Source organism: Caballeronia sp. BR00000012568055, assembly GCF_029439455.1.
GTDB lineage: Bacteria > Pseudomonadota > Gammaproteobacteria > Burkholderiales > Burkholderiaceae > Caballeronia.
Genome location: NZ_JAQFVG010000245.1, coordinates 1 through 24,386 on the forward strand (window position 1 = coordinate 1; position 24,386 = coordinate 24,386).

The 24,386-nt window shown below is 60.1% G+C and carries 22 protein-coding genes, 1 tRNA gene and 1 pseudogene; 23 read left to right on the forward strand and 1 reads right to left on the reverse strand.

Annotation, left to right across the window (positions count from 1 at the left end):
- From P7F28_RS12495 to P7F28_RS12510, 4 genes and pseudogenes are all read left to right on the forward strand, one after another.
- A pseudogene (locus P7F28_RS12495) lies at positions 1-262 on the forward strand (ABC transporter permease); the annotation flags it as partial.
- Complete coding sequence (locus P7F28_RS12500; protein ID WP_277184803.1) at positions 259-1,857, forward strand: ABC transporter ATP-binding protein; 1,599 nt, start codon at positions 259-261, stop codon at positions 1,855-1,857. The pseudogene P7F28_RS12495 and the gene P7F28_RS12500, both read left to right, overlap by 4 nt.
- A gap of 147 nt (positions 1,858-2,004) precedes the next feature.
- Positions 2,005-2,661 (forward strand): C40 family peptidase, encoded by a 657-nt coding sequence (locus P7F28_RS12505; protein WP_277184804.1) that lies wholly within the window; start codon positions 2,005-2,007, stop codon positions 2,659-2,661.
- A gap of 390 nt (positions 2,662-3,051) precedes the next feature.
- Entirely contained in the window at positions 3,052-4,596 is a 1,545-nt protein-coding gene (locus tag P7F28_RS12510; RefSeq protein ID WP_277184805.1) for a 2-isopropylmalate synthase, read from the forward strand.
- A 60-nt stretch (positions 4,597-4,656) separates the two neighbouring features.
- Here the strand turns inward: P7F28_RS12510 and P7F28_RS12515 are convergent, their stop codons facing one another.
- On the reverse strand, positions 4,657-5,172 hold the full coding sequence (locus P7F28_RS12515) for a hypothetical protein (RefSeq protein WP_277184806.1): 516 nt from the start codon (positions 5,170-5,172) through the stop codon (positions 4,657-4,659).
- 187 nt (positions 5,173-5,359) lie between these two features.
- Here P7F28_RS12515 and P7F28_RS12520 point away from each other — a divergent pair, with 187 nt between their 5' ends.
- From P7F28_RS12520 to nuoL, 19 genes are all read left to right on the forward strand, one after another.
- Positions 5,360-6,586, forward strand: a complete 1,227-nt coding sequence (locus P7F28_RS12520) for a branched-chain amino acid ABC transporter substrate-binding protein (RefSeq protein WP_277184841.1) — start codon at positions 5,360-5,362, stop codon at positions 6,584-6,586.
- Between the two features lie 178 nt (positions 6,587-6,764).
- Positions 6,765-7,034 carry a 30S ribosomal protein S15 gene (gene rpsO, locus P7F28_RS12525; protein WP_277184807.1) on the forward strand — a complete coding sequence of 90 codons (270 nt, stop codon included), beginning with the start codon at positions 6,765-6,767 and terminating at the stop codon, positions 7,032-7,034.
- A gap of 320 nt (positions 7,035-7,354) precedes the next feature.
- Positions 7,355-9,499 carry a polyribonucleotide nucleotidyltransferase gene (gene pnp, locus P7F28_RS12530; protein ID WP_277184808.1) on the forward strand — a complete coding sequence of 715 codons (2,145 nt, stop codon included), beginning with the start codon at positions 7,355-7,357 and terminating at the stop codon, positions 9,497-9,499.
- A gap of 182 nt (positions 9,500-9,681) precedes the next feature.
- Positions 9,682-10,698 (forward strand): NAD(P)H-quinone oxidoreductase, encoded by a 1,017-nt coding sequence (locus P7F28_RS12535; protein WP_277184809.1) that lies wholly within the window; start codon positions 9,682-9,684, stop codon positions 10,696-10,698.
- A gap of 155 nt (positions 10,699-10,853) precedes the next feature.
- Positions 10,854-11,636: a triose-phosphate isomerase gene (gene tpiA, locus P7F28_RS12540; RefSeq protein ID WP_277184810.1), complete on the forward strand. Its 783-nt coding sequence runs from the start codon at positions 10,854-10,856 to the stop codon at positions 11,634-11,636.
- A 67-nt stretch (positions 11,637-11,703) separates the two neighbouring features.
- A complete protein-coding gene (gene secG, locus P7F28_RS12545; RefSeq protein WP_277184811.1) occupies positions 11,704-12,075 on the forward strand; it encodes a preprotein translocase subunit SecG in 372 nt (123 codons plus the stop codon).
- A gap of 126 nt (positions 12,076-12,201) precedes the next feature.
- A tRNA-Leu gene (locus P7F28_RS12550) sits at positions 12,202-12,286 on the forward strand.
- Between the two features lie 197 nt (positions 12,287-12,483).
- Positions 12,484-12,843 (forward strand): NADH-quinone oxidoreductase subunit A, encoded by a 360-nt coding sequence (locus P7F28_RS12555; protein ID WP_277184812.1) that lies wholly within the window; start codon positions 12,484-12,486, stop codon positions 12,841-12,843.
- Positions 12,844-12,904: 61 nt separating this feature from the next.
- The gene (locus tag P7F28_RS12560; protein ID WP_006052903.1) at positions 12,905-13,384 is read left to right on the forward strand and encodes an NADH-quinone oxidoreductase subunit B family protein; all 480 of its coding nucleotides are present in this window, start codon (positions 12,905-12,907) and stop codon (positions 13,382-13,384) included.
- A gap of 20 nt (positions 13,385-13,404) precedes the next feature.
- Complete coding sequence (locus P7F28_RS12565; RefSeq protein ID WP_277184813.1) at positions 13,405-14,007, forward strand: NADH-quinone oxidoreductase subunit C; 603 nt, start codon at positions 13,405-13,407, stop codon at positions 14,005-14,007.
- A 9-nt stretch (positions 14,008-14,016) separates the two neighbouring features.
- The gene (locus P7F28_RS12570) at positions 14,017-15,270 is read left to right on the forward strand and encodes an NADH-quinone oxidoreductase subunit D (protein ID WP_277184814.1); all 1,254 of its coding nucleotides are present in this window, start codon (positions 14,017-14,019) and stop codon (positions 15,268-15,270) included.
- Between the two features lie 155 nt (positions 15,271-15,425).
- Entirely contained in the window at positions 15,426-15,911 is a 486-nt protein-coding gene (nuoE, locus tag P7F28_RS12575; protein ID WP_277184815.1) for an NADH-quinone oxidoreductase subunit NuoE, read from the forward strand.
- Positions 15,908-17,230: an NADH-quinone oxidoreductase subunit NuoF gene (nuoF, locus tag P7F28_RS12580; RefSeq protein WP_277184816.1), complete on the forward strand. Its 1,323-nt coding sequence runs from the start codon at positions 15,908-15,910 to the stop codon at positions 17,228-17,230. Before nuoE ends, nuoF begins: the two co-directional genes overlap by 4 nt.
- Positions 17,231-17,280: 50 nt before the next feature.
- A complete protein-coding gene (gene nuoG / locus P7F28_RS12585) occupies positions 17,281-19,620 on the forward strand; it encodes an NADH-quinone oxidoreductase subunit NuoG (RefSeq protein WP_277184817.1) in 2,340 nt (779 codons plus the stop codon).
- Positions 19,621-20,685 (forward strand): NADH-quinone oxidoreductase subunit NuoH, encoded by a 1,065-nt coding sequence (nuoH, locus tag P7F28_RS12590; protein ID WP_277184818.1) that lies wholly within the window; start codon positions 19,621-19,623, stop codon positions 20,683-20,685.
- Positions 20,686-20,709: 24 nt separating this feature from the next.
- Complete coding sequence (gene nuoI, locus P7F28_RS12595; protein ID WP_277184819.1) at positions 20,710-21,198, forward strand: NADH-quinone oxidoreductase subunit NuoI; 489 nt, start codon at positions 20,710-20,712, stop codon at positions 21,196-21,198.
- 96 nt (positions 21,199-21,294) lie between these two features.
- Entirely contained in the window at positions 21,295-21,972 is a 678-nt protein-coding gene (locus P7F28_RS12600) for an NADH-quinone oxidoreductase subunit J (protein ID WP_277184820.1), read from the forward strand.
- A gap of 23 nt (positions 21,973-21,995) precedes the next feature.
- On the forward strand, positions 21,996-22,301 hold the full coding sequence (nuoK, locus tag P7F28_RS12605) for an NADH-quinone oxidoreductase subunit NuoK (protein ID WP_007588140.1): 306 nt from the start codon (positions 21,996-21,998) through the stop codon (positions 22,299-22,301).
- Between the two features lie 18 nt (positions 22,302-22,319).
- The gene (gene nuoL / locus P7F28_RS12610) at positions 22,320-24,386 is read left to right on the forward strand and encodes an NADH-quinone oxidoreductase subunit L (protein WP_277184821.1); all 2,067 of its coding nucleotides are present in this window, start codon (positions 22,320-22,322) and stop codon (positions 24,384-24,386) included.

Below are 24,386 nucleotides of genomic sequence, written 5' to 3' on the forward strand. Positions count from 1 at the left end.
GTTCCTGCCGTTCCGCATGAGCGGGGCGATTCTCGCGCTGACGAGTCTCGATTTTCTCGGCCTCGGCGTGCCGTCACCGACGCCATCGCTTGGTGAATTGCTCGCGCAAGGCAAGGCCAATCTCGATGCTTGGTGGATCTCGCTGTCCACCTTCGGCGTGCTGGTCGCGACGCTGCTGCTCCTCACCTTTATGGGCGATGCCTTGCGCAACGCGCTCGACACGCGCATCGCCGATGCCGTGAAAGCGGGAGGCGGACAGTGAGCGAGCCGTTGCTGTCCATCAAAGACCTGCGCGTGCGCTTTGGCGAGACGCTTGCCGTCGATGGCGTGAATCTCGACATCAACGCCGGCGAACGCGTCGCGCTGGTCGGCGAATCCGGCTCGGGCAAGAGCGTCACCGCGCTGTCGATCCTGCGTCTGATCCGCGACGCCGAACTCAGCGGCTCGATCCGCTTCGGCGGCGACGAGTTGCTCGGCAAGAGCGAACGCGAGATGCGCGGCCTGCGCGGTTCCGACATCGCGATGATCTTTCAGGAGCCGATGACCGCGCTGAATCCGCTCTATACGGTCGGCGATCAGATCGGCGAAACCATTCAGCTTCACGATGGCGCGACGCCGCGCGAGGCGCGTCAGCGTGCGATTGCGCTGCTGGAGCGCACGGGCATCACCGAGCCGCAAAGGCGCGTCGATAGCTATCCGCACCAGCTATCGGGCGGGCAGCGTCAGCGCGTGATGATCGCGATGGCGCTCGCGTGCCGTCCGCGTCTTCTCCTCGCCGATGAACCCACCACCGCGCTCGACGTGACGATTCGCGCGCAGATCGTCGAATTGCTGCTCGAACTGCAGCGCGACGAAGCCGAAAAGCGCGGCATGGCGGTGCTGCTGATTACGCATGATCTCAACCTCGTGCGGCGCTTCGCTGAGCGCGTGGCGGTGATGGAGAAGGGCGTGTTGGTGGAAAGCGGCACGGTCGAGTCGATTTTCACGTCGCCGCAGCATCCCTACACGCAGCGGCTGTTGCAGAGCAAGCCGAAGCGCACGGTGTTGCCCGTGCTGCCGATCGCGCCCGTTCTGCTCGACGCCAAAGCCATTTCCGTCGATTACCCCACGCGCTTGCCCGGCTTCGAAGGCTGGTTCAAACGCGGCCACTTCAAAGCCGTCGATGATGTGACGCTGTCGGTGAAGCAGGGCGAGACGCTGGGTATCGTCGGGGAATCGGGATCGGGGAAATCGACGCTGGCACTGGCGTTACTCGGCTTGCAGCGCACATCGAACGGCACGGTGCAGTTTCAGGGCCGCGCGCTCGGTGACTATCGCGGACGCGAAAAGACTGTGCTGCGCTCGAATCTGCAAGTGGTGTTTCAGGACCCGTTCAGCTCGCTATCGCCACGGCAGACGGTGGAGCGGATCGTGGGGGAAGGGCTGGCGCTGCATCGCCCGGAACTGGATGCGGCCGCGCGGAACGCCAAGGTTGTCGCGGTGCTGCGGGAAGTGGGAATGGACCGGACCGCGCTTACACGCTATCCGCACGAGTTCTCAGGCGGTCAGCGGCAGCGCATTGCGATCGCGCGCGCCTTGGTGCTCGAACCCAGCATTCTGATACTCGATGAACCCACCAGCGCACTCGATGTATCGATACAGACTCAAGTTCTCGCTCTTTTAGCCGACATTCAGAAGAAGCACAATCTCGGATACGTGTTTATTAGCCACGACTTACAGGTGATCGGCGCGATGGCGCACCGCGTTGCGGTCATGAGAAATGGAATTGTTGTCGAGACCGGCGAGGTAGAGAAGATTTTTTCGAACCCTTCAGAAGATTACACAAGGAAGCTTCTGCGGGCAGCACTGGATTCCTAAAAATCTTTCTTTTTCGTCAATTGGGTGTCGCGCTCAATTGTATTTTCCTATTTCTTTTGACAGTTAAATAATTTGTGGCTAGTATGCGTTCAAACTTTCACGTATCTCCCTGATTTATCTGATTTTAATTGTAAAACCTACCGACCGATGCAGCCACTAAAAATGACGCAAACATGCGCGCGGGTCGCCGCCAGCATGTTGATCGGCCTTCTGATGACAACAGCTTCCGGCGCGTTCGCCGACGAAGTCAGCAGTAATAGCCAAAATGCCAGCAATGGCACCCTCTCTTACAGATCCAGCGACGTAACAGTCAGCGCAGACGCACCGGCCACACAAAGTGGCGCGAAGTCGTTTCTGTCCGGCGTGGCGAGCAAGGCAGGCGACGTGGTCGTCGGCGCGCTCAATATGATCGGCGTGCGCTATCGCTGGGGCGGCAACACTCCGGATTCCGGCCTCGATTGCAGCGGTTTCGTACGCTACGTGTTTCAGGACACGCTTGGCATGACGTTGCCGCGCCGCGCCGAAGAAATGAGTCGTGTCGGCGAAAAGGTCACCGTGAGTGATCTGAAGCCGGGCGATCTCGTGTTCTTCAACACGATGCGCCGCTCGTTCTCGCACGTCGGCATTTATATCGGCGACAACAAGTTCGTGCATTCGCCGTCCACCGGCAGCACGATCCGCGTCGATGATATGGACGACGGCTACTGGGAAAAGCGCTTTCAGGGTGCGCGCCGTATCGAGAACGCACAGTTCAACGACGGCAGCGACCTGCGTCAGCGCGTGAGCGCCACGATCGGTCAGTAAGCGTCGTACGCGTCATATCGAAAAGCCTGCACTCCATTGGGATGCAGGCTTTTTGCTTTTCTATCGCTGACTATAGGAAAAATCAGGCAGCAAACCAGGCAGCAAGCGCCGTCAATCGGCACGATCGGAAAGCCTCATTGCGTGCGTTCCTAAAAGCCGCTATATTCGCCGAATGAACTTTTTCTCGTTCCCCTTCTCGCTGTTCCCGGCTGGTGCGCTCCTAGGCGCGCTATCGCTACTAGCGCGCCTACCGCGCTGATCTGTCTCGCCTCCCGTCTGCTCGTTCAAGAAGGTTTTCGACGCCAGCGGTGGCGCGAACACCCGGATTCCCTTTTGCTTTTCCCATCTACACTTCCAACTAAGCGATAAATCTCCCCACAGGAGCCCGACATGGCATCAGACAAGTTGATCATTTTCGATACGACCTTGCGCGACGGCGAGCAATCCCCCGGCGCTTCGATGACGAAGGAAGAGAAAATCCGCATCGCGAAGCAGCTGGAGCGCATGAAGGTCGATGTGATCGAAGCGGGCTTCGCCGCCAGCTCGAACGGCGATTTCGATGCCATCCACACCATCGCTTCGATGATCAAGGACAGCACGGTCTGCTCGCTGGCCCGCGCGAACGACAAAGACATCCAGCGCGCCGCCGATGCGCTCAAGCCTGCAAATCAGTTCCGTATCCATACGTTTATCGCGACGTCCGCGCTGCATATGGAGAAGAAGCTGCGCATGTCGCCGGAACAGGTGCTGGAGCAATCGCGTCTCGCGGTGCGCTTCGCGCGCAAGTTCACGGACGATGTCGAGTTTTCGCCGGAAGACGGCAGCCGTTCGGATATCGACTTTCTGTGCCGCGTGCTGGAAGCGGTGATCAGCGAAGGCGCGCGCACCATCAATATCGCGGATACGGTCGGTTACGGCGTGCCGGAGATGTACGGCAACCTCGTCAAGACGCTGCGTGAGCGCGTGCCGAATTCGGACAAAGCCGTGTGGTCGGTTCACTGTCACGATGACCTCGGCATGGCCGTGGCGAACTCGCTGGCGGGCGTGCAGATCGGCGGCGCGCGTCAGGTCGAATGCACGATCAACGGTCTCGGCGAGCGCGCGGGCAATACGTCGCTCGAAGAAATCGTGATGGCGGTGAAGACGCGCAAGGATTATTTCGGGCTGGATCTGGGTATCGATACGTCGCAGATCGTGCCGACGTCCAAGCTGGTATCGCAGATCACGGGTTTTGTCGTGCAGCCAAACAAGGCCGTGGTCGGCGCGAACGCGTTTGCGCACGCGTCGGGCATTCACCAGGACGGCGTGTTGAAGGCCCGCGACACGTACGAAATCATGCGCGCGGAAGACGTGGGCTGGAGCGCGAACAAGATCGTGCTCGGCAAGTTGTCGGGCCGTAACGCGTCCAAGCAGCGTCTTGAAGAACTCGGCGTGACGCTCGAATCCGAAGCCGACGTGAACGCCGCGTTCGCGCGCTTCAAGGAACTCGCGGACCGCAAAGCCGAAATCTTCGATGAAGACATCATGCAGATCGTCTCCGAGGAATCGGCGGAAGCGCAGGCGAAGGAACACTTCCGTTTCGTGTCGCTGAAGCAGCATTCGGAAACCGGCGAGCAGCCGCAGGCCAAGGTCGTGTTCGCAGTGGAAGGCACCGAATTGACCGGCGAAGCACGCGGCAACGGTCCGGTCGATGCCACGCTTCACGCGATCGAATCGAAGGTCGAAAGCGGCGCGGAGCTGGTGCTGTACTCGGTCAACGCGATCACCACCGGCACGCAGGCGCAGGGCGAAGTGACGGTGCGCTTGTCGAAGAGCGGACGGATTGTGAATGGCGTGGGCACGGACCCGGATATCGTCGCGGCATCGGCCAAGGCGTATATCGCGGCGTTGAACAAGCTGCATTCGAAGGTCGAAAAGCTCAACCCGCAGCTTTGATTTTCATCGACCTCATCGACGTTTAAAGCAAAAGCCCTCGATTCGAGGGCTTTTGTCGTTTTAGAACATGTTGCGTCGATCCGGATCATGCAGCGGATCAGGCGTCTTCTGCGTCAGCCTGACGATGCCCTGATCGTCGAAATAAAAGCTGTACATCATGTACCAGATGTTCGCCTCCATGTAGCGATACGTCCAGACCTCGCGCTTCATTAGCGGAAAGTAAGACGTTTCGACCGGACGGCCGAAATTCACCAGCACGTCTTTCTTTGTCCACACGCCGATCTGCGCCTTGTAGAACTCGTTTTCGTCGAGCACCTGACGCACGTTGACGATCTTGCCGGACGAATCGACATCGGCGGCGGTGGTGACTTCGCCGAGCGGTTGCGTCGGCCACATCAGCCGTTTGCCGCCGTCGGGCAAGTCATAGATTTCGCGCGGCGGCCCGAGCCGCGCCGTCAACGCCGACGCGTCCGCGCCCGGCGGCACGGCTTGCCACGGCTGCACGCAAGCCGACAGCAACAGTGCGACGCTCACGCCCGCAAGCGCGCTACGCAGTTGTTTGGTTCGATGCAGCATTGAAGCCTCCGCGTACTGATTTCATTCGATGAACATTTGATGTGATTTTGACACGCGCGCGGCCTAAAACATTCGCCGGAATGCCGCGACATTCGCGCATATCGGGCTATGATCCGCGCTTCCCTCAACATCAAAAGATAAATCGATGTCCAAGCGATGGTTTCGGCTGACCGCATGCCTGATCGCGATGGTGGCGCTTGTATCGCGCGTCCAAGCCGCCGATTTGCCACCCGTGAAACTCGCGTTGATCGAAGGCATGTCCGGCCCGTTCGCCAACGCCGGCGCGATGGTCGAGCGCAATCTGCGCTTCGGCATCGAGCGCGTGAACGCGAAGGGCGGAGTGAAATTAGCCGATGGCATGCATCCGCTCGAACTCGTCGTGCTCGACGGGAAGGGCAGCAGTGAGGCAAGCCTGGTGCAACTGCGTGCGGCCATCGACGACAAAATCGGCTTTGTGATGCAGGGCAACAGTTCGGCAGTCGCGGCGGCGCTCGTGGCGGCGGTCGACAAGCAAAACGCGCGCGAACCGGGTCGGCGCGTCGTGTTCCTCAACTACTCGGCCGACGATCCCGCGCTAACCAACGCATCGTGCAGTTTCTGGCACTTTCGTTTCGATGCCCACGCGGGCATGCGCATGGACGCACTCGCCGATGCGCTCAAGCAGGATCGCGCGGTAAAGAGGGTGTATCTGCTGAATCAGGACTACAGCTTCGGTCACGATGTGAGCCGCGAGGCGCAGCGCGCGATCAGGGAAAAGCGGCCGGATATCGCCATTGCAGGCGACGAGTTTCATCCGATCGGTAAGGTGAAAGATTTCGCGCCTTACATCGCCAAGATTCGCGCGAGCGGCGCGGACGCGGTGATCACCGGCAACTGGGGCAACGATCTCACGCTGCTGGTGAAAGCCGCACGCGAACAGGGCCTCGACACGAAGTTCTATACGTTCTACGGCAACAGCCTCGGCGCACCCGCAGCACTCGGCGATGCCGGCGTGAAGCGCGTGATCGCGGTCGCGGACTGGCATCCGAACGCGGGCGGCGCGGCGTCCGACGCGTACTATCGCGCGTTCCGGGCGCGCTATCCGGCCGCATCGGACGATTATCTGGTGGCGCGCATGCCGCTGATGGTCGAAATGCTCGCAGCGGCCATGACTCGCGCGCAAAGCGCCGATCCGCTGAAAGTCGCGCGCACGCTGGAAGGTATGAAATTCGACGGCGAAGGTTTCCACCCCTCGACGATGCGCGCGGAAGATCATCAACTGATCCAGCCCCTATACGTGATGGAGATGGACAAAGCGGGTACGCCCGGCGTGACTTTCGACAACGAAGGCTCAGGCTACGGTTTCCACACGCTCCTCGACATCCCCGCCGCGAAAACCGCCCAGCCGACGACCTGCAAGATGACGCGCCCATAGAACCGGAAGGCAGTCAAAGAGACACCGCACTGTGCTATACTTCGCGCTTCGTTTTCGGCCTGGTCCGATTTCGGAGTTGTAAATTAGCATAAGGGCTTGAATTAAAGCCCATTTTTTCAGCAACAACCACGGCACGGCCTTTCTTCCGTGACCGCCTGTAGATTCAAAGGAACAGCAAATGTCCGTAGCAGAAATCAAGAAGTCCGATATCGTCGCCGAATACGCGCGCGGCACCAATGACACCGGCTCTCCCGAAGTGCAAGTCGCACTGCTCACGAGCCGCATCAACGAACTGACGCTCCACTTCAAGGCACACTCGAAGGATCACCACAGCCGCCGCGGTCTGCTGCGCATGGTGAGCCGTCGTCGTAAGCTGCTCGACTACCTGAAGGGCAAGGACGCAGATCGTTATCGCTCGCTGATCGAAAAGCTGGGTCTGCGCAAGTAATTGGCTCCACTCGGCCGGTTTTAATACGAAGTGCCTGTGTCAGTCCGCTGATACAGGCACTTTGTTTTTGCGCGTTTGAGTCGTGAAGTGGTGACGGATCGTGGTTCGGTCCGTTTCTGCGGCAGTAGATAAGTTTTACCCGGATGAAGTCACCCGGTCCAGCCTCGCAGCGGAGCTTTGTGTCATTCCAGCGCGGCGCGCACATCAGCATCATTCAGTGCCGCGCTGGAATGGCATAACACACCTCTCAAGCGTGGCTCGCGATCGTCCCGCCGGTGTCGCCATGTGGCGTCGCTGGCGCACATGAAGAAGGAGTCACAATGTCAATGTTCAATAAGATCGTCAAAGAATTTAAGTGGGGCCAACATAATGTTCGCCTCGAAACGGGCGAGATCGCTCGTCAGGCAAGCGGCGCGGTGATCGTCGATGTCGAAGATACCGTCGTGCTCGCGACCGTTGTTGGCGCGAAGACCGCCAAGCCGGGTCAGGACTTCTTCCCGCTGACCGTCGATTACCTCGAAAAGACCTACGCCGCCGGCAAGATTCCGGGCGGCTTCTTCCGTCGCGAAGGCCGTCCGTCGGAAGGCGAAACGCTGATTTCGCGCCTGATCGACCGTCCGTTGCGTCCGCTGTTCCCGGAAGGCTTCTACAACGAAGTCCAGGTCGTGATTCACGTCATTTCGCTGAATCCGGAGATTCCGGCTGATATTCCGGCGCTAATCGGCGCATCGGCTGCTTTGGCTGTGTCGGGTCTGCCGTTCAACGGTCCGGTCGGCGCGGCGCGTGTGGCTTATCTGAACAACGAATACGTGCTGAACCCGACGCGCGCGCAGATGAAGGAATCGGCGCTGGATCTGGTCGTCGCCGGTACGGAACGCGCGGTGCTGATGGTCGAATCGGAAGCGCAGCAGTTGTCGGAAGAAGTGATGCTCGGCGCGGTCGTGTTCGGCCACGAGCAAATGCAAACCGCCATCGACGCGATCCACGAACTGGTGCGCGAAGGCGGCAAGCCGGAATGGGACTGGAAGCCGGCGCCGAAGAACGAAGAGCTGATCTCGCGCGTCACGGCGATCGCTCAGACGGAACTCGAAGCGGCTTATCAACTGCGCAACAAAACGGCGCGTTCGACCAAGCTGAAGGAAGTCTACGCAGCGACGTCGGCTAAGCTGGAAGAAGACGCTGCCGCGAGCGGCACGGTTGCAGCGGACAAGGCTTCGGTCGGCAACGTGCTGTTCGATATCGAAGCGAAGATCGTCCGTACGCAGATTCTGAACGGCGAGCCGCGTATCGATGGCCGCGACACGCGCACGGTTCGTCCGATCGAAATCCGTACCGGCGTGCTGCCGCGTACGCACGGCTCGGCGCTGTTCACGCGTGGTGAGACGCAGGCGCTGGTCGTCGCGACGCTTGGCACGAAGGGCGATGAACAAAGCATCGACGCACTCGAAGGCGAATACCGCGAGCGCTTCATGCTTCACTACAACATGCCGCCGTTCGCAACGGGCGAAACGGGCCGCGTGGGCTCGCCGAAGCGTCGTGAAATCGGCCACGGCCGTCTGGCCAAGCGCGCGCTGGTCGCATGCCTGCCGAGCGCCGACGAATTCGGTTACTCGATCCGCGTGGTGTCGGAAATCACGGAATCGAATGGTTCCTCGTCGATGGCTTCCGTGTGCGGCGGCTGCCTCGCGCTGATGGACGCCGGCGTGCCGATGAAGGCGCACGTCGCGGGTATCGCGATGGGCCTGATCCTCGAAGGCAATAAGTTCGCGGTTCTGACTGACATCCTGGGGGACGAAGATCACCTCGGCGACATGGACTTCAAGGTGGCCGGCACGGCGCAAGGCGTGACCGCGCTGCAGATGGACATCAAGATTCAGGGCATCACCAAGGAAATCATGCAGGTCGCGCTCGCGCAGGCGAAGGAAGGCCGTATGCATATCCTCGGCAAGATGACCGAAGCCGTGCCGACCACGAACACGGAACTGTCGGACTACGCGCCGCGCATGATCACCATCAAGATCAACCCGGAAAAGATCCGCGACGTGATCGGCAAGGGCGGTTCGGTGATCCGCGCGCTGACGGAAGAGACGGGCACGACCATCGACATTTCGGACGATGGCGTCGTGACGATCGCGAGCACCAGCGCGGAAGGCATGGCGGAAGCGAAGAAGCGTATCGAGAACATCACGGCTGAAGTGGAAGTCGGCCAAGTCTACGAAGGCCCGGTGCTCAAGCTGCTCGACTTCGGCGCGATCGTGAATATCCTGCCGGGCAAGGACGGTCTGCTGCATATCTCGGAGATCGTCAACGAGCGCGTGAAGGACATCAACGATTACCTGAAGGAAGGCCAGGTCGTGAAGGTCAAGGTCATTCAGACGGACGAGAAGGGCCGCGTGCGTCTGTCGGCCAAGGCGCTGCTGAACGAAGCCGCCGCATCGACGGAACCGACGCAGCCGCAGCAGTAATGCGTTAAGGTGGTGACGGCCGGCCGCGCTTGCGAGCCGGCCGTTTTCTTGTCTGACGCTCGTCCGGCTAGTCTATGTCGGACGCATCGTCGGACTCGATGGCACTGTGGTGTGCTTCGCGTACACAGTGCCATCGGGTTCGAAATAGTCCAGACGCAGCACGCGTGCATCCAGGAGAGGATATGAAGGCCGTCGAAATCACCGAATTTGGCGCACCCGAAGTCTTGAAACTGGGCGAACGCCCGACGCCCGCGCCGGGCAAAAACGAAGTGCTGATCAAAGTGGCGGCATCGGGCGTGAATCGTCCGGATGTGTTTCAGCGCAAGGGCGCGTATGCGCCGCCGCCGGGGGCATCGGATTTGCCGGGGCTGGAAGTGGCGGGCGAGATCGTCGATGGCGATTTCGATCCGAAGCACAATCCGTTCGGGCTGAAGAAGGGCGATCGCGTGTGCGCGTTGCTCGCGGGCGGTGGTTATGCCGAATATGCTGTCGCGCCGCTGGAGCAGTGTTTGCCGGTGCCGCAAGGGCTGACGGATATTGAGGCGGCATCGCTGCCGGAGACGTTCTTCACAGTGTGGAGCAACGTGTTCGAGCGCGCGCATCTCGGTGCGGGCGAGAACGGCGAGGAAGAGACGCTGCTGGTGCAGGGCGGATCGAGCGGTATCGGCGTGACGGCGATTCAGATTGCGAAGGCGCTCGGGCATCGCGTGTTCGCGACGGCTGGCAGCGATGAAAAATGCCGCGCGTGCGAAGCGCTCGGCGCAGAGCGCGCGATCAACTACAAGACGGAGGATTTCGTCGAAGTGGTGCGCTCGCTCACGAACGATCGTGGTGTCGATGTGATTCTCGATATGGTCGCAGGCGATTATCTGCCGCGCGAACTGAAATCACTCGCCGATGGCGGTCGTATTTGCGTGATCGCGTTGCTGGGCGGCGCGAAAGCAGAAATCAATCTGAACGATATTCTGCGTCGCCGGCTCGTCATTACCGGCTCGACGTTGCGGCCGCGTCCGGTGGCGTTCAAGGCGAAACTCGCAGCGAAGCTGAAAGAGCGCGTGTGGCCGGAAATCGAAGCGGGGCGCATCAAGCCGGTGATTCATCAAGTGTTTCCGGCCAGCGAAGCCGCCGCTGCGCACTCGCTGATGGAAAGCAGTACGCACGTCGGCAAGATCGTGCTGGACTGGGAAGACGCAGGCTGAACACGCAGTCATTGTTGCGCGATCGGTTTCGGCGGTTTGACCGGTTTCGCGGTATCACAGTAAAATCGCCTGTTTTGCAAGCAGTTAGCTGGTCCCAGCGGTTCATTCCAATAAACAGGGCGGTTCACTGAAGCCGCCGCCGAGTGGCGAGACTTATGTCCAGAGAACGAGCGAAACTGGTGGTGGGTAACTGGAAGATGCATGGCCGCATCGATGTCAATGCGGGTTTGCTGACCGAGGTCGCTGCCGGTGCATCGGCTTTGCAGAACGATGTGTACGTCGGCGTCTGCGTGCCGTTTCCTTACGTGGGGCAAGCGCAGGCGCTGCTGAGCGGATCGGTCGTGCGCTGGGGCGTGCAGGATGTATCGGCACATGCGCATGGCGCGTACACCGGCGAAGTCGCTGCGGATATGGCGACGGACTTCGGTTCGACTTACGCGATCGTCGGGCACTCGGAGCGGCGCGCGTATCACTTCGAAGGGCCGGAACTGATCGCTGAGAAAGCGCGGCGCGCGTTGGATGCGGGATTGACGCCCATCGTCTGTGTCGGCGAAACGCTCGAAGAGCGCGACGAAGGGCTGACGCAGGAAGTCATCGCCACGCAGCTTGACGCGGTGTTGACTGTGTTGACGGAAGAGCAGGCGGCGCGCATCGTGATCGCTTACGAACCGGTGTGGGCCATCGGCACGGGTCAGAGCGCGACGGCGGCGCAAGCTCAGGAAGTGCATGCGTTCCTGCGCGGCAAGCTGGCCGCAAAGGGCGCATCGGTGGCAAACGTGCTGATTCTATACGGCGGCAGTGTGAAGCCGGAAAACGCACAGGAATTGTTCGGGCAACAAGATATCGACGGCGGGCTGATTGGCGGCGCGTCGCTCAAGTCGAAAGATTTTCTCGCGATCTGCCAGGCTGCACAGACCGTTCTGCAAAAAGCGGCCTGAGCAACGGAAGAGAGCGACTATTGCGACACGCGAGTGTCACGGAAACATCAAGTTTAGGTGAGTTGAAATGCTGTATTTGAAGACTTTGATTATCGTCGTCCAGTTGTTGTCGGCGTTGGGTGTGATCGGGCTTGTGCTGCTGCAACACGGCAAGGGCGCGGATATGGGCGCGGCGTTCGGCAGTGGCGCATCGGGCAGTCTGTTCGGTGCGACGGGTTCCGCCAACTTCCTGTCACGCACGACGGCTATTCTCGCAGCCGTGTTCTTCGTGACGACGCTTGCGTTGACGTACATCGGCAGCTACAAGCCGCAGGTTTCTGCCGGCGTGCTCGGTTCGGCACCTGTGCCGACATCCGCACCGGCAGCAGCGAATGCCGGCTCGGCGCCCGCTTCGGCACCGGTTGTATCCTCGGCGCCGGGTTCGGACGTGCCGAAGTAAGCCAAGACAAATTTTTCGCCTTTTCCGCTTTTTGTGCGTTGAACAATTCACAGCGGCTAGTTATAATTCAAGTCTTGAAGCGATTCGCGGCGATTTAGAAGTTGTTTTCCCGGATTGCAGTGCAGTGCCGACGTGGTGAAATTGGTAGACACGCTATCTTGAGGGGGTAGTGGCGAAAGCTGTGCGAGTTCGAGTCTCGCCGTCGGCACCAAAAGTTATCCAATGCCAGCCGCTTGCATCGCTTCGGCTGGCATTGTCACTTCTGGAGTACCCTTACGTATTCGTTGGTATAGTGAGCGGTCCCAAGTGATTTCGGGCTTGATCTCAGATCGATCCCGGTGCCGGGTGGTTGTCCCGGCAGAAGTGCCCAATCAACAACAGACCTACACTACCGATCAGAGGATAGCCTTGAACCTCGCACCCTATTACCCCGTCTTCTTGTTTCTTTTGGTGGGCCTTGGTTTAGGTATTGCGTTGATCAGCATCGGCAAGATCCTCGGTCCGAACAAGCCCGACACCGAGAAGAACGCGCCGTACGAATGCGGCTTCGAAGCGTTCGAAGACGCGCGTATGAAGTTCGATGTGCGTTACTATCTCGTCGCAATTCTTTTCATCATTTTCGACCTCGAAACCGCGTTCCTGTTTCCGTGGGGCGTTGCCCTGCGCGATATCGGCTGGCCCGGCTTCATGGCAATGATGATCTTTCTGCTCGAATTCCTGCTCGGCTTTGCCTACATCTGGAGAAAAGGCGGGTTGGACTGGGAGTAACGGGAAAAATCACCGGATTCATGAGCGGCCTTGGCTGACCGCTCATCTGGAGTGAAAACAAATGAGTATCGAAGGGGTCTTGAAGGAAGGCTTTGTCACCACCACGGCTGACAAGCTGATCAACTGGACGCGCACCGGCTCCCTGTGGCCGATGACGTTCGGGCTTGCATGCTGCGCGGTCGAGATGATGCACGCGGGCGCGGCCCGCTATGACCTGGACCGTTTCGGTGTGGTGTTCCGCCCGAGTCCGCGTCAGTCGGACGTCATGATCGTTGCCGGCACGCTGTGCAACAAGATGGCGCCCGCACTGCGCAAGGTCTATGACCAGATGGCCGAGCCACGCTGGGTGATCTCCATGGGCTCGTGTGCGAACGGCGGCGGCTACTATCACTATTCGTATTCCGTCGTGCGTGGCTGCGACCGGATTGTTCCCGTCGATGTCTACGTCCCCGGCTGTCCCCCGACCGCCGAAGCGCTGGTCTACGGCGTGATCCAGTTGCAGGCGAAGATTCGCCGCACCAACACCATCGCCCGTCAGTAAGGGCTCAAGCCTCCCCAACTATGGCAAGCAAACTCGAGACCCTCAAAGCTAAGCTCGAGACGGCATTTGGCGGCCGTCTTCAGAGCATCACCGAGTCGCTGGGGCAGTTGACGGTTGTCGTCAAGGCGGCAAACTATCTGGACGTCTGCAAGCAACTGCGCGACGATCGCTCGCTCGGTTTCGAGCAGGTGATGGACCTGTGCGGCGTCGATTACTCGACCTACGGCGACGGCGTCTACGAAGGCCCGCGTTTCGCCGCGGTGCTGCATCTTCTCTCCATTACGAACAACTGGCGTCTTCGCGTTCGCGTATTTGCTCCGGACGACGAAGTGCCTATCGTGCCGTCGGTGGTCGATATCTGGACCTCGGCGAACTGGTACGAGCGCGAAGCGTTCGACCTGTACGGCATCGTGTTCGAAGGCCATCCGGACCTGCGCCGCATCCTGACGGACTACGGCTTTATCGGCCATCCGTTCCGCAAGGACTTCCCGATTTCCGGCTACGTCGAAATGCGCTACGACCCGGAAGAGAAACGCGTCGTGTATCAGCCCGTGACGATCGAACCGCGCGAAATCACGCCGCGCGTGATCCGCGAAGATCGCTACGGCGGTCTGAAACATTAAGAGAGCGCCATGGCAGAGATCAAGAATTACACGCTGAACTTCGGCCCGCAGCACCCTGCAGCGCACGGCGTGTTGCGCCTCGTGCTCGAACTCGACGGCGAAGTCATTCAGCGCGCCGATCCGCACATCGGTCTGCTGCATCGCGCGACCGAGAAGCTCGCGGAAACCAAGACCTTCATTCAATCCGTGCCGTACATGGACCGTCTCGACTATGTGTCGATGATGGTGAACGAGCACGGCTATGTATTGGCGATCGAAAAGCTGCTCGGCATCGACGTACCGATTCGCGCGAAGTACATCCGCGTGCTGTTCGACGAAATCACGCGCGTGCTGAACCACCTGATGTGGATCGGCTCGCACGCGCTCGACGTCGGCGCAATGGCGGTGTTCCTCTACGCGTTCCGCGAGCGCGAAGATCTGATGGATGTGTACGAGGCAGTGTCCGGCGCGCGTATGCACGCGGCGTACTATCGTCCGGGCGGCGTGTATCGCGATCTGCCTGACGCAATGCCGCAATACAAGGCGTCCAAGATTCGCAATGCGAAGGCGCTCGACAAGATGAACGAGACGCGCCAGGGTTCGCTGCTCGACTTTATCGACGACTTCTTCACGCGCTTTCCGGGCTGTGTTGATGAGTATGAAACGCTGCTCACCGACAACCGTATCTGGAAGCAGCGTCTGGTCGGTATCGGCGTGGTAAGTCCGGAGCGCGCGCTGCAGATGGGCTTGAGCGGCGCGATGCTGCGCGGCTCGGGCATCGAATGGGATTTGCGCAAAAAGCAGCCTTACGAAGTGTATGACCAGCTCGACTTCGATATTCCGGTTGGCGTGAATGGCGATTGCTACGACCGTTATCTGGTGCGTGTCGAAGAAATGCGTCAGTCCGTTCGCATCGCCAAACAGTGTATTGAGTGGCTGCGCAAGAATCCCGGCCCTGTGATGGTCGATAATCACAAGGTTGCGCCGCCCAAGCGCGTCGGCATGAAGAGCAACATGGAAGAGCTGATTCACCACTTCAAGCTCTTCACCGAAGGTTTCCATGTGCCTGAAGGCGAAACGTACGCGGCCGTCGAGCATCCGAAGGGCGAGTTCGGCATCTATCTGGTGTCGGACGGCGCGAACAAGCCGTATCGCTTGAAGATTCGCGCGCCGGGCTATGCGCACCTTGCAGCGCTCGACGAAATGGCGCGCGGCCACATGATCGCGGATGCCGTGACGATCATCGGGACGCAGGACATCGTGTTCGGCGAGATCGATCGCTGAAGACATTCGATCGCTTGTGCGGGGCGCGACAGAAAGCGCCGCCGCGCACCGAAGCGCAGAAGCAATAACAGGAAACCGCAGGACGCCAGGTCTGCTGCAAACGAAGTGTGCGGCAGGTTTTCGTTCGGTAGGAATTGAAAGAGTCGTGTCTGAAAATGATCTCAGCTGAAGGCCTGAAAGAAATCGATCGCTGTGTTGCGAAATATCCGCGCGAGCAGAAGCAGTCGGCGGTGATGGCGGCATTGGCTGTTGCCCAGGACGAGCATGGTTGGCTCTCGCCCGACATCATGCAGTTCGTGGCTGATTACCTGAGCATGCCGCCTGTCGCGGTACAGGAAGTCGCTACGTTCTACACCATGTTCGAACTGAAGCCGGTCGGCAAGCACAAGATCACGCTCTGCACGAACCTGCCTTGCCAGCTTGGTCCGGACGGTGGTTCGGATAGCGCGGCGGAATATCTGAAGCAGAAACTTGGCATCGATTTCGGCGAAACCACGCCCGACGGCAAATTCACGCTGAAGGAAGGCGAGTGTTTCGGCGCGTGCGGCGATGCGCCTGTCGTGCTGGTGAACAATCACCGCATGTGCAGCTTCCTGAGCCGCGAGAAGATCGACCAGTTGATCGAGGAACTTTCGAAATGACGTCTCTCCACGATCGTCACATCAAGCCACTGATCCTCGCCGGCCTCAACGGCGAGAACTGGCATCTCGAAGATTACGTTGCGCGCGGTGGCTACAAGCAACTGCGCCGCATTCTCGAAGAAAAGATTCCGGCCGAGCAGGTGATTGCCGACGTCAAGGCGTCGGGTCTGCGCGGCCGTGGCGGTGCGGGCTTCCCGACCGGCCTGAAGTGGAGCTTCATGCCGCGTCAGTTTCCGGGGCAGAAGTATCTCGTCTGCAATTCGGACGAGGGCGAGCCGGGCACATTCAAGGATCGCGACATCCTGCGCTGGAATCCGCATGCGCTGATCGAAGGCATGGCCATCGGCGCGTACGCCATGGGCATTACCGTCGGCTACAACTACATTCACGGCGAGATCTTCGAGGTCTATCGCGTGTTCGAAGCGGCGCTGGAAGAAGCGCGCGCGGCCGGTTATCTCGGCGCGAACATTCTCGGCTCCGGTTTCTCGTTCGAGCTGCATGCGCATCACGGTTACGGCGCGTATATCTGCGGTGAAGAAACCGCGCTGCTTGAATCGCTGGAAGGCAAGAAGGGTCAGCCGCGCTTCAAGCCGCCGTTCCCGGCGAGCTTCGGCGTGTATGGCAAGCCGACTACCATCAACAACACCGAGACGTTCGCCGCGGTGCCGTTCCTGCTGGAAATCGGCCCGCAGAATTACCTCGAAATTGGCAAGCCGAACAACGGCGGCACGAAGATCTTCTCCGTAGCGGGCGATGTGAACCGTCCCGGCAATTACGAAGTTCCGCTCGGCACGCCGTTCGCCACGCTGATGGAACTGGCAGGCGGCGTGCGCGGCCAGTCGATCAAGGCGGTGATTCCCGGTGGATCGTCGGCTCCGGTGATTCCGGGCGAAGCCATGCTCGCCACCGACATGGACTACGATTCGATCGCCAAGCAAGGGTCCATGCTGGGCTCGGGCGCGGTCATCGTCATGAACGAAACGCGGTGCATGGTGCGCTCGCTGCTGCGTCTGTCGTACTTCTATTACGAAGAGTCGTGCGGTCAGTGCACGCCTTGCCGTGAAGGTACGGGCTGGCTGTATCGCGTGGTGCATCGTATCGAGCACGGTCTCGGGCGCAAGGAAGATCTGGATCTGCTGAACTCGGTCGCGGAAAACATCATGGGCCGCACCATCTGCGCGCTCGGCGATGCCGCAGCCATGCCAGTGCGCGGCATGCTCAAGCACTTCTGGAACGAATTCGAATATCACGTCGAGCACAAGCATTGTCTCGTCGGCGGGCACGCGCATCATGCGTCGTCCGAAGCGCTTACCGCGTAATCAGGCGCGCAGTCAGATGCGCCAGACAGGGTTGAGGATCACTATCCATCATGGTTGAACTGGAAATTGACGGCAAGAAGGTCGAGGTAGCCGAAGGCAGCATGGTCATCCAGGCTGCGCATAAGGTTGACACCTACATTCCGCACTTCTGCTATCACAAAAAACTGTCGATCGCGGCGAATTGCCGGATGTGCCTCGTCGAAGTCGAGAAGATGCCGAAGGCCGTCCCCGCGTGCGCGACGCCGGTATCGAACGGCATGGTCGTGCGCACCACGTCCGACAAGGCTGTGAAAGCACAGCAGTCGGTGATGGAATTCCTGCTGATCAACCATCCGCTCGATTGTCCGATCTGCGATCAGGGCGGCGAGTGCCAATTGCAGGACTTGGCCGTTGGTTACGGCAAGTCGCAGTCGCGCTATAGCGAAGAAAAGCGCGTGGTGTTCCACAAGAACGTCGGTCCGCTCATCTCCATGGAAGAGATGACGCGCTGTATCCATTGCACGCGCTGTGTGCGCTTCGGTCAGGAAGTGGCCGGTGTGATGGAACTCGGCATGCTGGGCCGCGGCGAGCATTCGGAAATCACCTCGTTCGTCGGCAAGACGGTGGACTCGGAACTGTCGGGCAACATGATCGACTTGTGCCCGGTCGGCGCGCTTACCAGCAAGCCGTTCCGCTACAGCGCGCGGACGTGGGAACTGTCGCGCCGCAAGTCGGTGAGTCCGCATGATTCCGTTGGCGCGAATCTGGTCGTGCAGGTGAAGAACAACCGCGTGATGCGCGTCCTGCCGATGGAAAACGAAGCCATCAACGAATGCTGGATCTCGGATAAGGATCGCTTCTCGTACGAAGGCCTGAACAGCGACGAGCGTCTGACCACGCCGATGCTCAAGCAAGGCGGCAACTGGATCGAAACCGACTGGCAGACTGCGCTCGAATACGTGGCGAAGGGGCTGAAGGGCATCAAGGCGGATCATGGCGCGAATGCCATCGCTGCCTTGGCTACGCCGCACAGCACGGTCGAAGAACTGCATCTGTTGAAGCAACTGGCTGAAGGCGTCGGTACGCCGAACGTCGATTTCCGTTTGCGTCAGAGTGACTTTTCCGCACCGGTCGGCGCAGGCGCACCGTGGCTCGGCGTGAGCATCGCCGACCTGACGATGATCGACACTGCTTTCGTGATCGGCTCGTTCCTGCGTCGCGATCATCCGCTGTTTGCCGCACGTCTGCGTCAGGCCGCGAAGAACGGCGCAATGGTCACGTTCCTTAACGCCAGCAACGACGACTCGCTGATCCCGACCGCGCATCGCCTGGTCGCGGCGCCGTCGGCGTGGCTCGATCAACTGGCGGGTATCGCAGCGGCTGTGTCGGAAGCGCGCGGTGCCGCGTTGCCGGAAGCGTTCGCGGGCCGCGAAGTATCGGCGGCGCATAAGGATGTGGCGGCATCGCTGTCGGCGGGTGAGAAGCGCGTGGTGCTGCTCGGCAACGTCGCGGTTCAGCATCCCGATTTCGCGCAGATTCAGGCCGCCGCGCAATGGATCGCCGATAACACCGGCGCGACGCTCGGCTTCCTCACGGAAGGCGCGAACTCGGTCGGCGCGTACCTCGTCGATGCACTGCCGGGCGAAGGCGGTCTCAACGCACGCGAAGTGTTCGAGCAACCGCGCAAGGGTTATGTCCTGCTGAACGCCGAACCCGAATTCGATACGGCCAATCCCGCGCAAGCCATCGCCGCGCTGAAGGCTGCGGAAATGGTCGTCGTGATGTCGCCGTTCAAGCACGGTCTCGATTACGCCGATGTGCTGCTGCCGATCGCGCCGCACACCGAAACATCGGGCACCTTCGTCAACGCGCAAGGCACGGCGCAGTCGTTCAACGGCGTAGTGCGCGCATTGGGCGATACGCGTCCGGGCTGGAAGGTTCTGCGCGTGCTCGGCTCGATCCTCGGCTTGCCGGGCTTCGACTTCGACACCGCCGAAGAAGTGCGCGTCGCGGCACTCGGCACGGGTGAACTGACCGCGCGTCTGTCGAACAAGACGACCGTGACGGCCAAGCGCGCGGCATCGAACGTGACGCTGAACGGCAGCGGCCTGCAACGTCTTGCCAATGTGCCGATCTATCACGCCGACGCACTCGTGCGCCGCGCGTCGTCGCTGCATCTGACGGCCGCCGCCCGCGATGCCAATGTCGCCGGTCTGCCGACGTCGCTGTTCGACAAGCTCGGTCTGAAGGACGGCGACGCCGTGCGCATCAAGCAAGGCAATCTGTCTGTGACGCTTCCCGCCGTTCGCGATGCGAATCTGGCGGAGTCGGTGGTCCGCGTATCGGCGGGCACGTCAGCCGGCGCCGCACTCGGCGGCCTGTTCGGTGAACTGGTAGTGGAGAAGGCGTAAATGGGCTTGTTCGATACGATCAACGCAGGCGGCACGCAGATTCTGGGCGTCGCATGGCCGACGGTGTGGGCACTGGTCCGCATTCTCGTGGTGGCGGTGGTGATCCTGCTGTGCGTCGCGTACCTGATTCTGTGGGAACGCAAGCTCATCGGCTGGATGCATGTGCGTCTCGGTCCGAACCGCGTCGGTCCCGCAGGTTTGCTGCAGCCGATCGCCGACGTGCTGAAGCTGTTGCTGAAGGAAGTGATTCAGCCGACCGCCGCCAGCAAATGGATCTACATGATCGCGCCGATCATGACCGTGGTTCCGGCCTTTGCCGTGTGGGCGGTGATCCCGTTCCAGGCGCAGGCGGTGCTCGGCAACATCAACGCCGGTCTCTTGTACGCGATGGCGATTTCGTCCATCGGCGTGTATGGCGTGATTCTGGCGGGCTGGGCGTCGAACTCGAAGTACGCGTTCCTCGGTGCTATGCGCGCGGCGGCGCAGATGGTGTCCTACGAAATCTCGATGGGCTTCGCGCTCGTCGTGGTGCTGATGGTCGCCGGTTCGCTGAACATGTCGGAAATCGTGATGTCGCAGCAGCGTGGCATGTTCGCGGGTTGGGGCATCAACTTCCTGTCGTGGAACTGGCTGCCGCTGCTGCCGATGTTCGTCGTGTACTTCATCTCGGGTATCGCTGAAACGAACCGTCACCCGTTCGACGTGGTGGAAGGCGAATCGGAAATCGTTGCGGGCCACATGATCGATTACTCGGGTATGGCGTTCGCGCTGTTCTTCCTCGCCGAGTACATCAACATGATCGTGATCTCGGCGATCGCCACGACGCTGTTCCTCGGCGGCTGGGACGCACCGTTCGGCTTCCTGTCGTTCATTCCGGGCGTGTTCTGGTTCGTCTTCAAGGTTTTCCTGCTGCTGTCGGTCTTCATCTGGGCGCGCGCGACATTCCCGCGTTACCGCTACGACCAGATCATGCGTCTGGGCTGGAAGGTGTTCCTGCCGGTATCGGTGATTTGGGTGGTCGTGGTCGGCTTCTGGATCATGTCGCCGCTCAACATCTGGAAGTAACGGAACGAGAGCGACGAAACCATCATGAACGCAATCCAAAACTTCTTTAAGACCTTCTTCCTGACCGAACTGCTGAAGGGTCTCGCGCTGACGGGCAAGTACACGTTCCAGCGCAAGATCACGGTGCAGTTCCCGGAAGAGAAGACGCCGATTTCGCCGCGCTTCCGCGGTCTGCACGCGCTGCGCCGCTATGAAAACGGCGAAGAGCGCTGCATCGCCTGCAAGCTGTGCGAAGCGGTGTGCCCGGCGCTGGCCATCACGATCGAATCGGCAACGCGCGCGGACAATACGCGCCGCACGACGCGTTACGACATCGATCTGACCAAGTGCATCTTCTGCGGTTTCTGCGAAGAAAGCTGCCCGGTGGATTCGATCGTCGAGACGCATATCCTCGAATACCACGGCGAAAAGCGCGGCGATCTGTACTTCACGAAGGACATGCTGCTGGCGGTGGGCGATCGTTACGAAACGGAAATCGCTGCATCGAAGGCGGCAGATGCGCCTTACCGTTGATCGCTCGGGAGAGAGATGTAGTACCGAGGCACGCGCTTAAAGGCGAGACTTGCCCGAAAGCGCCGACCCACAAAGCCTAACGATGAACCGGTAATCATGGAATTCACAACCGTACTGTTCTATATCTTCGCGCTGCTGCTGACTTTGTCGGCGCTGAAGGTGATCACTTCGCGCAACCCGGTGTCGTCTGCGCTCTTCCTCGTGCTCGCGTTCTTCAACGCGGCCGCGATCTGGATGCTGTTGCAGGCCGAATTCCTCGCGATCCTGCTGGTTCTCGTCTACGTCGGCGCGGTGATGGTGCTGTTCCTGTTCGTGGTGATGATGCTGGACATCAACATCGACGAATTGCGGCGCGACTTCAAACGTTTTGTGCCGCTGGCGAGTATCGTCGGCGCGATCATCGTGATCGAAACGGCGCTGATTCTGTGGCACGGCTACGGCGCGACGTTCTCGCCGCAGACCTCGGCTGCGGTGACGGGTGCGTCGGTAATGCCGAATACGCAGTTGATCGGCAAGGTCATCTACACGGACTATATTTTCGCGTTCGAAATCGCCGGTCTCGTGCTGCTGGTCGCGATCATCGCGGCTATCTCCCTCACGATCCGCGACAAGAAGGACAAGAAAACGCAAACGGTCAGCCAGCAGGTCAAGGTGCGCCGCGAAGATCGCGTGCGTCTGGTGAAGATGCCGGCGGAAACGCAAGCGCCCGACGCGTCGACGGAACCGGCAGTCACCGGCAACATCGGCGCGGGCACGGTGGACAACAAGGGCTGAGAGCGGAAGGAGATAAATCAAAAATGTTGAGTCTTGCCCATTACCTGGTGCTCGGTGCGATCCTCTTTGCGATCAGCATCGTCGGCATCTTCCTGAACCGCCGCAACGTCATCATCATTTTGATGGCGATCGAGCTGATGCTGCTCGCGGTGAATACCAATTTCGTCGCGTTCTCACACTATCTGGGCGATGTTCACGGCCAGATCTTCGTGTTCTTCGTGCTGACCGTGGCCGCGGCTGAAGCCGCGATCGGTCTCGCGATTCTCGTGACCCTGTTCCGCAGCCTCGACACGATCAATGTCGAGGACCTCGATCAGCTCAAAGGTTAATTTCAGGCCAGGCTAGTTATGTCCACGACACTCAACGAAAACCTCCTGCTCGCGGTTCCGCTTGCGCCGCTCGCAGGCTCGCTGATCGCGGGTTTGCTCGGTAAGGCGATCGGGCGGAAGGGCGCGCACAGCGTCACGATCCTCGGGGTCTTCATCTCGTTCATTCTCTCGGCGATCGTTTATAACGACGTGATCCACGGCGCGAGTTTCAACGCGACCATCTACGAATGGATGAACGTCGGCTCGCTGAAAATGGAAGTCGGCTTCCTGGTCGATACCCTCACGGCCATGATGATGGTCATCGTGACCTTCGTCTCGCTGATGGTGCACGTCTACACGATCGGCTACATGGCGGACGAAGAAGTGGGTTACGAGCGCTTCTTCTCGTACATCTCGCTGTTCACGTTCTCCATGCTGATGCTCGTGATGAGCAACAACTTCCTGCAACTGTTCTTCGGTTGGGAAGCGGTGGGTCTGGTGTCGTATCTGCTGATCGGCTTCTACTTCACGCGTGAAAGCGCGATCTACGCCAACATGAAGGCGTTTATCGTCAATCGCGTGGGTGACTTTGGCTTTCTGCTTGGCATCGGCTTGCTGCTGGCGTTCTCTGGTTCGCTGAACTACACGGACGTGTTCGCGCAAAGCGACAAGCTCGCGACCATGACTTTCCCGGGCACGGATTGGGGTTTGCTGTCGGCCGCGTGTATCTGCCTGTTCATCGGCGCGATGGGTAAGTCGGCGCAGTTCCCGCTGCACGTGTGGCTGCCGGATTCGATGGAAGGCCCGACGCCGATCTCCGCACTGATTCACGCGGCGACCATGGTGACGGCCGGTATTTTCATGGTGACGCGCATGTCGCCGCTGTTCGAGCATTCGGATGCGGCGCTGTCCTTCGTAACGGTGATCGGTGCGATTACCGCGCTGTTCATGGGCTTCCTCGGCGTGGTGCAGAACGACATCAAGCGCGTGGTCGCTTATTCGACGCTGTCGCAGCTTGGGTATATGACGGTGGCGCTCGGAGTATCGGCGTATCCGGTTGCCGTGTTCCACCTTGGCACGCACGCGTTCTTCAAGGCGCTGTTGTTCCTTGGTGCGGGCTCGGTCATCATCGGCATGCACCACGATCAGGACATGCGCAATATGGGCGGTCTGGCGAAGTACATGCCGATCACCTGGATCACGTCGCTGCTCGGTTCGCTGGCGCTGATCGGCACGCCGTTCTTCTCCGGCTTCTATTCGAAAGACTCGATCATCGATGCGGTGAAGCTCTCGCATCTGCCGGGTTCGGGTTTCGCGTACTTTGCGGTGGTGGCGAGCGTGTTCGTCACGGCGCTGTACTCGTTCCGCATGTACTTCCTCGTGTTCCACGGTCCGGAGCGTTTCCGCGGTCCGAAGCACCCCGACTCGCCGATGGGTCAGGCCGAGGCGCATGGCCACGGTCATGACGATCACGGTCACGACGATCATGGTCACGGCCACGGTCCGCATATCCCGCACGAAAGCCCGTGGGTGGTGACGCTGCCGCTGATCCTGCTGGCGATTCCGTCGGTCATCATCGGCGCAATCATGATCGGCCCGATGCTCTACGGCGATTTCTTCTCGCACGGCGTCGCGTTCGACAAGGTGATCTTCATCAGTGAGCATCACGAAGCGCTGAAGGAAATGGCCGAGGAATTCCACGGCTGGTTCGCGATGGGTCTGCATTCGGTCGCGGGTCTGCCGGTGTGGCTGGCGCTCGCGGGCGTGGTCGTCGCGTGGTTCCTGTATATGAAGCGCCCGGATCTGCCGCCGGTCATCGCGAAGCGGTTCGGCCCGATCTACACGCTGCTGGACAACAAGTACTACTGCGACAAGATCAACGAAGTCGTGTTCGCCAAGGGCGCGGTCGCGATCGGTCGCGGTCTTTGGAAAGAGGGCGATGTGGTCGTCATCGACGGCATCGTTAACGGCAGTGCGCGCTTCATGGGCTGGTTCGCCGGCGTGATCCGCTTCCTGCAATCCGGCTACATCTACCACTACGCGTTTGCCATGATCATTGGCATGTTGGGGCTCTTGACCCTGTTTGTGACGCTCGGCGGCAAATAA

What these genes read in the sequence shown, in the direction of transcription:
- nuoF (WP_277184816.1), top strand. Translation starts at nt 15,908, where the DNA reads ATGACGTCTCTCCACGATCGTCACATCAAGCCACTGATCCTCGCCGGC.
- pnp (WP_277184808.1), top strand. Translation starts at nt 7,355, where the DNA reads ATGTCAATGTTCAATAAGATCGTCAAAGAATTTAAGTGGGGCCAACAT.
- secG (WP_277184811.1), top strand. Translation starts at nt 11,704, where the DNA reads ATGCTGTATTTGAAGACTTTGATTATCGTCGTCCAGTTGTTGTCGGCG.
- P7F28_RS12520 (WP_277184841.1), top strand. Translation starts at nt 5,360, where the DNA reads ATGGTGGCGCTTGTATCGCGCGTCCAAGCCGCCGATTTGCCACCCGTG.
- P7F28_RS12565 (WP_277184813.1), top strand. Translation starts at nt 13,405, where the DNA reads ATGGCAAGCAAACTCGAGACCCTCAAAGCTAAGCTCGAGACGGCATTT.
- nuoK (WP_007588140.1), top strand. Translation starts at nt 21,996, where the DNA reads ATGTTGAGTCTTGCCCATTACCTGGTGCTCGGTGCGATCCTCTTTGCG.
- P7F28_RS12560 (WP_006052903.1), top strand. Translation starts at nt 12,905, where the DNA reads ATGAGTATCGAAGGGGTCTTGAAGGAAGGCTTTGTCACCACCACGGCT.
- nuoE (WP_277184815.1), top strand. Translation starts at nt 15,426, where the DNA reads ATGATCTCAGCTGAAGGCCTGAAAGAAATCGATCGCTGTGTTGCGAAA.
- P7F28_RS12505 (WP_277184804.1), top strand. Translation starts at nt 2,005, where the DNA reads ATGCAGCCACTAAAAATGACGCAAACATGCGCGCGGGTCGCCGCCAGC.
- nuoI (WP_277184819.1), top strand. Translation starts at nt 20,710, where the DNA reads ATGAACGCAATCCAAAACTTCTTTAAGACCTTCTTCCTGACCGAACTG.
- nuoH (WP_277184818.1), top strand. Translation starts at nt 19,621, where the DNA reads ATGGGCTTGTTCGATACGATCAACGCAGGCGGCACGCAGATTCTGGGC.
- nuoG (WP_277184817.1), top strand. Translation starts at nt 17,281, where the DNA reads ATGGTTGAACTGGAAATTGACGGCAAGAAGGTCGAGGTAGCCGAAGGC.
- rpsO (WP_277184807.1), top strand. Translation starts at nt 6,765, where the DNA reads ATGTCCGTAGCAGAAATCAAGAAGTCCGATATCGTCGCCGAATACGCG.
- P7F28_RS12515 (WP_277184806.1), bottom strand. Translation starts at nt 5,172, where the DNA reads ATGCTGCATCGAACCAAACAACTGCGTAGCGCGCTTGCGGGCGTGAGC.
- P7F28_RS12510 (WP_277184805.1), top strand. Translation starts at nt 3,052, where the DNA reads ATGGCATCAGACAAGTTGATCATTTTCGATACGACCTTGCGCGACGGC.
- P7F28_RS12535 (WP_277184809.1), top strand. Translation starts at nt 9,682, where the DNA reads ATGAAGGCCGTCGAAATCACCGAATTTGGCGCACCCGAAGTCTTGAAA.
- P7F28_RS12600 (WP_277184820.1), top strand. Translation starts at nt 21,295, where the DNA reads ATGGAATTCACAACCGTACTGTTCTATATCTTCGCGCTGCTGCTGACT.
- P7F28_RS12570 (WP_277184814.1), top strand. Translation starts at nt 14,017, where the DNA reads ATGGCAGAGATCAAGAATTACACGCTGAACTTCGGCCCGCAGCACCCT.
- nuoL (WP_277184821.1), top strand. Translation starts at nt 22,320, where the DNA reads ATGTCCACGACACTCAACGAAAACCTCCTGCTCGCGGTTCCGCTTGCG.
- tpiA (WP_277184810.1), top strand. Translation starts at nt 10,854, where the DNA reads ATGTCCAGAGAACGAGCGAAACTGGTGGTGGGTAACTGGAAGATGCAT.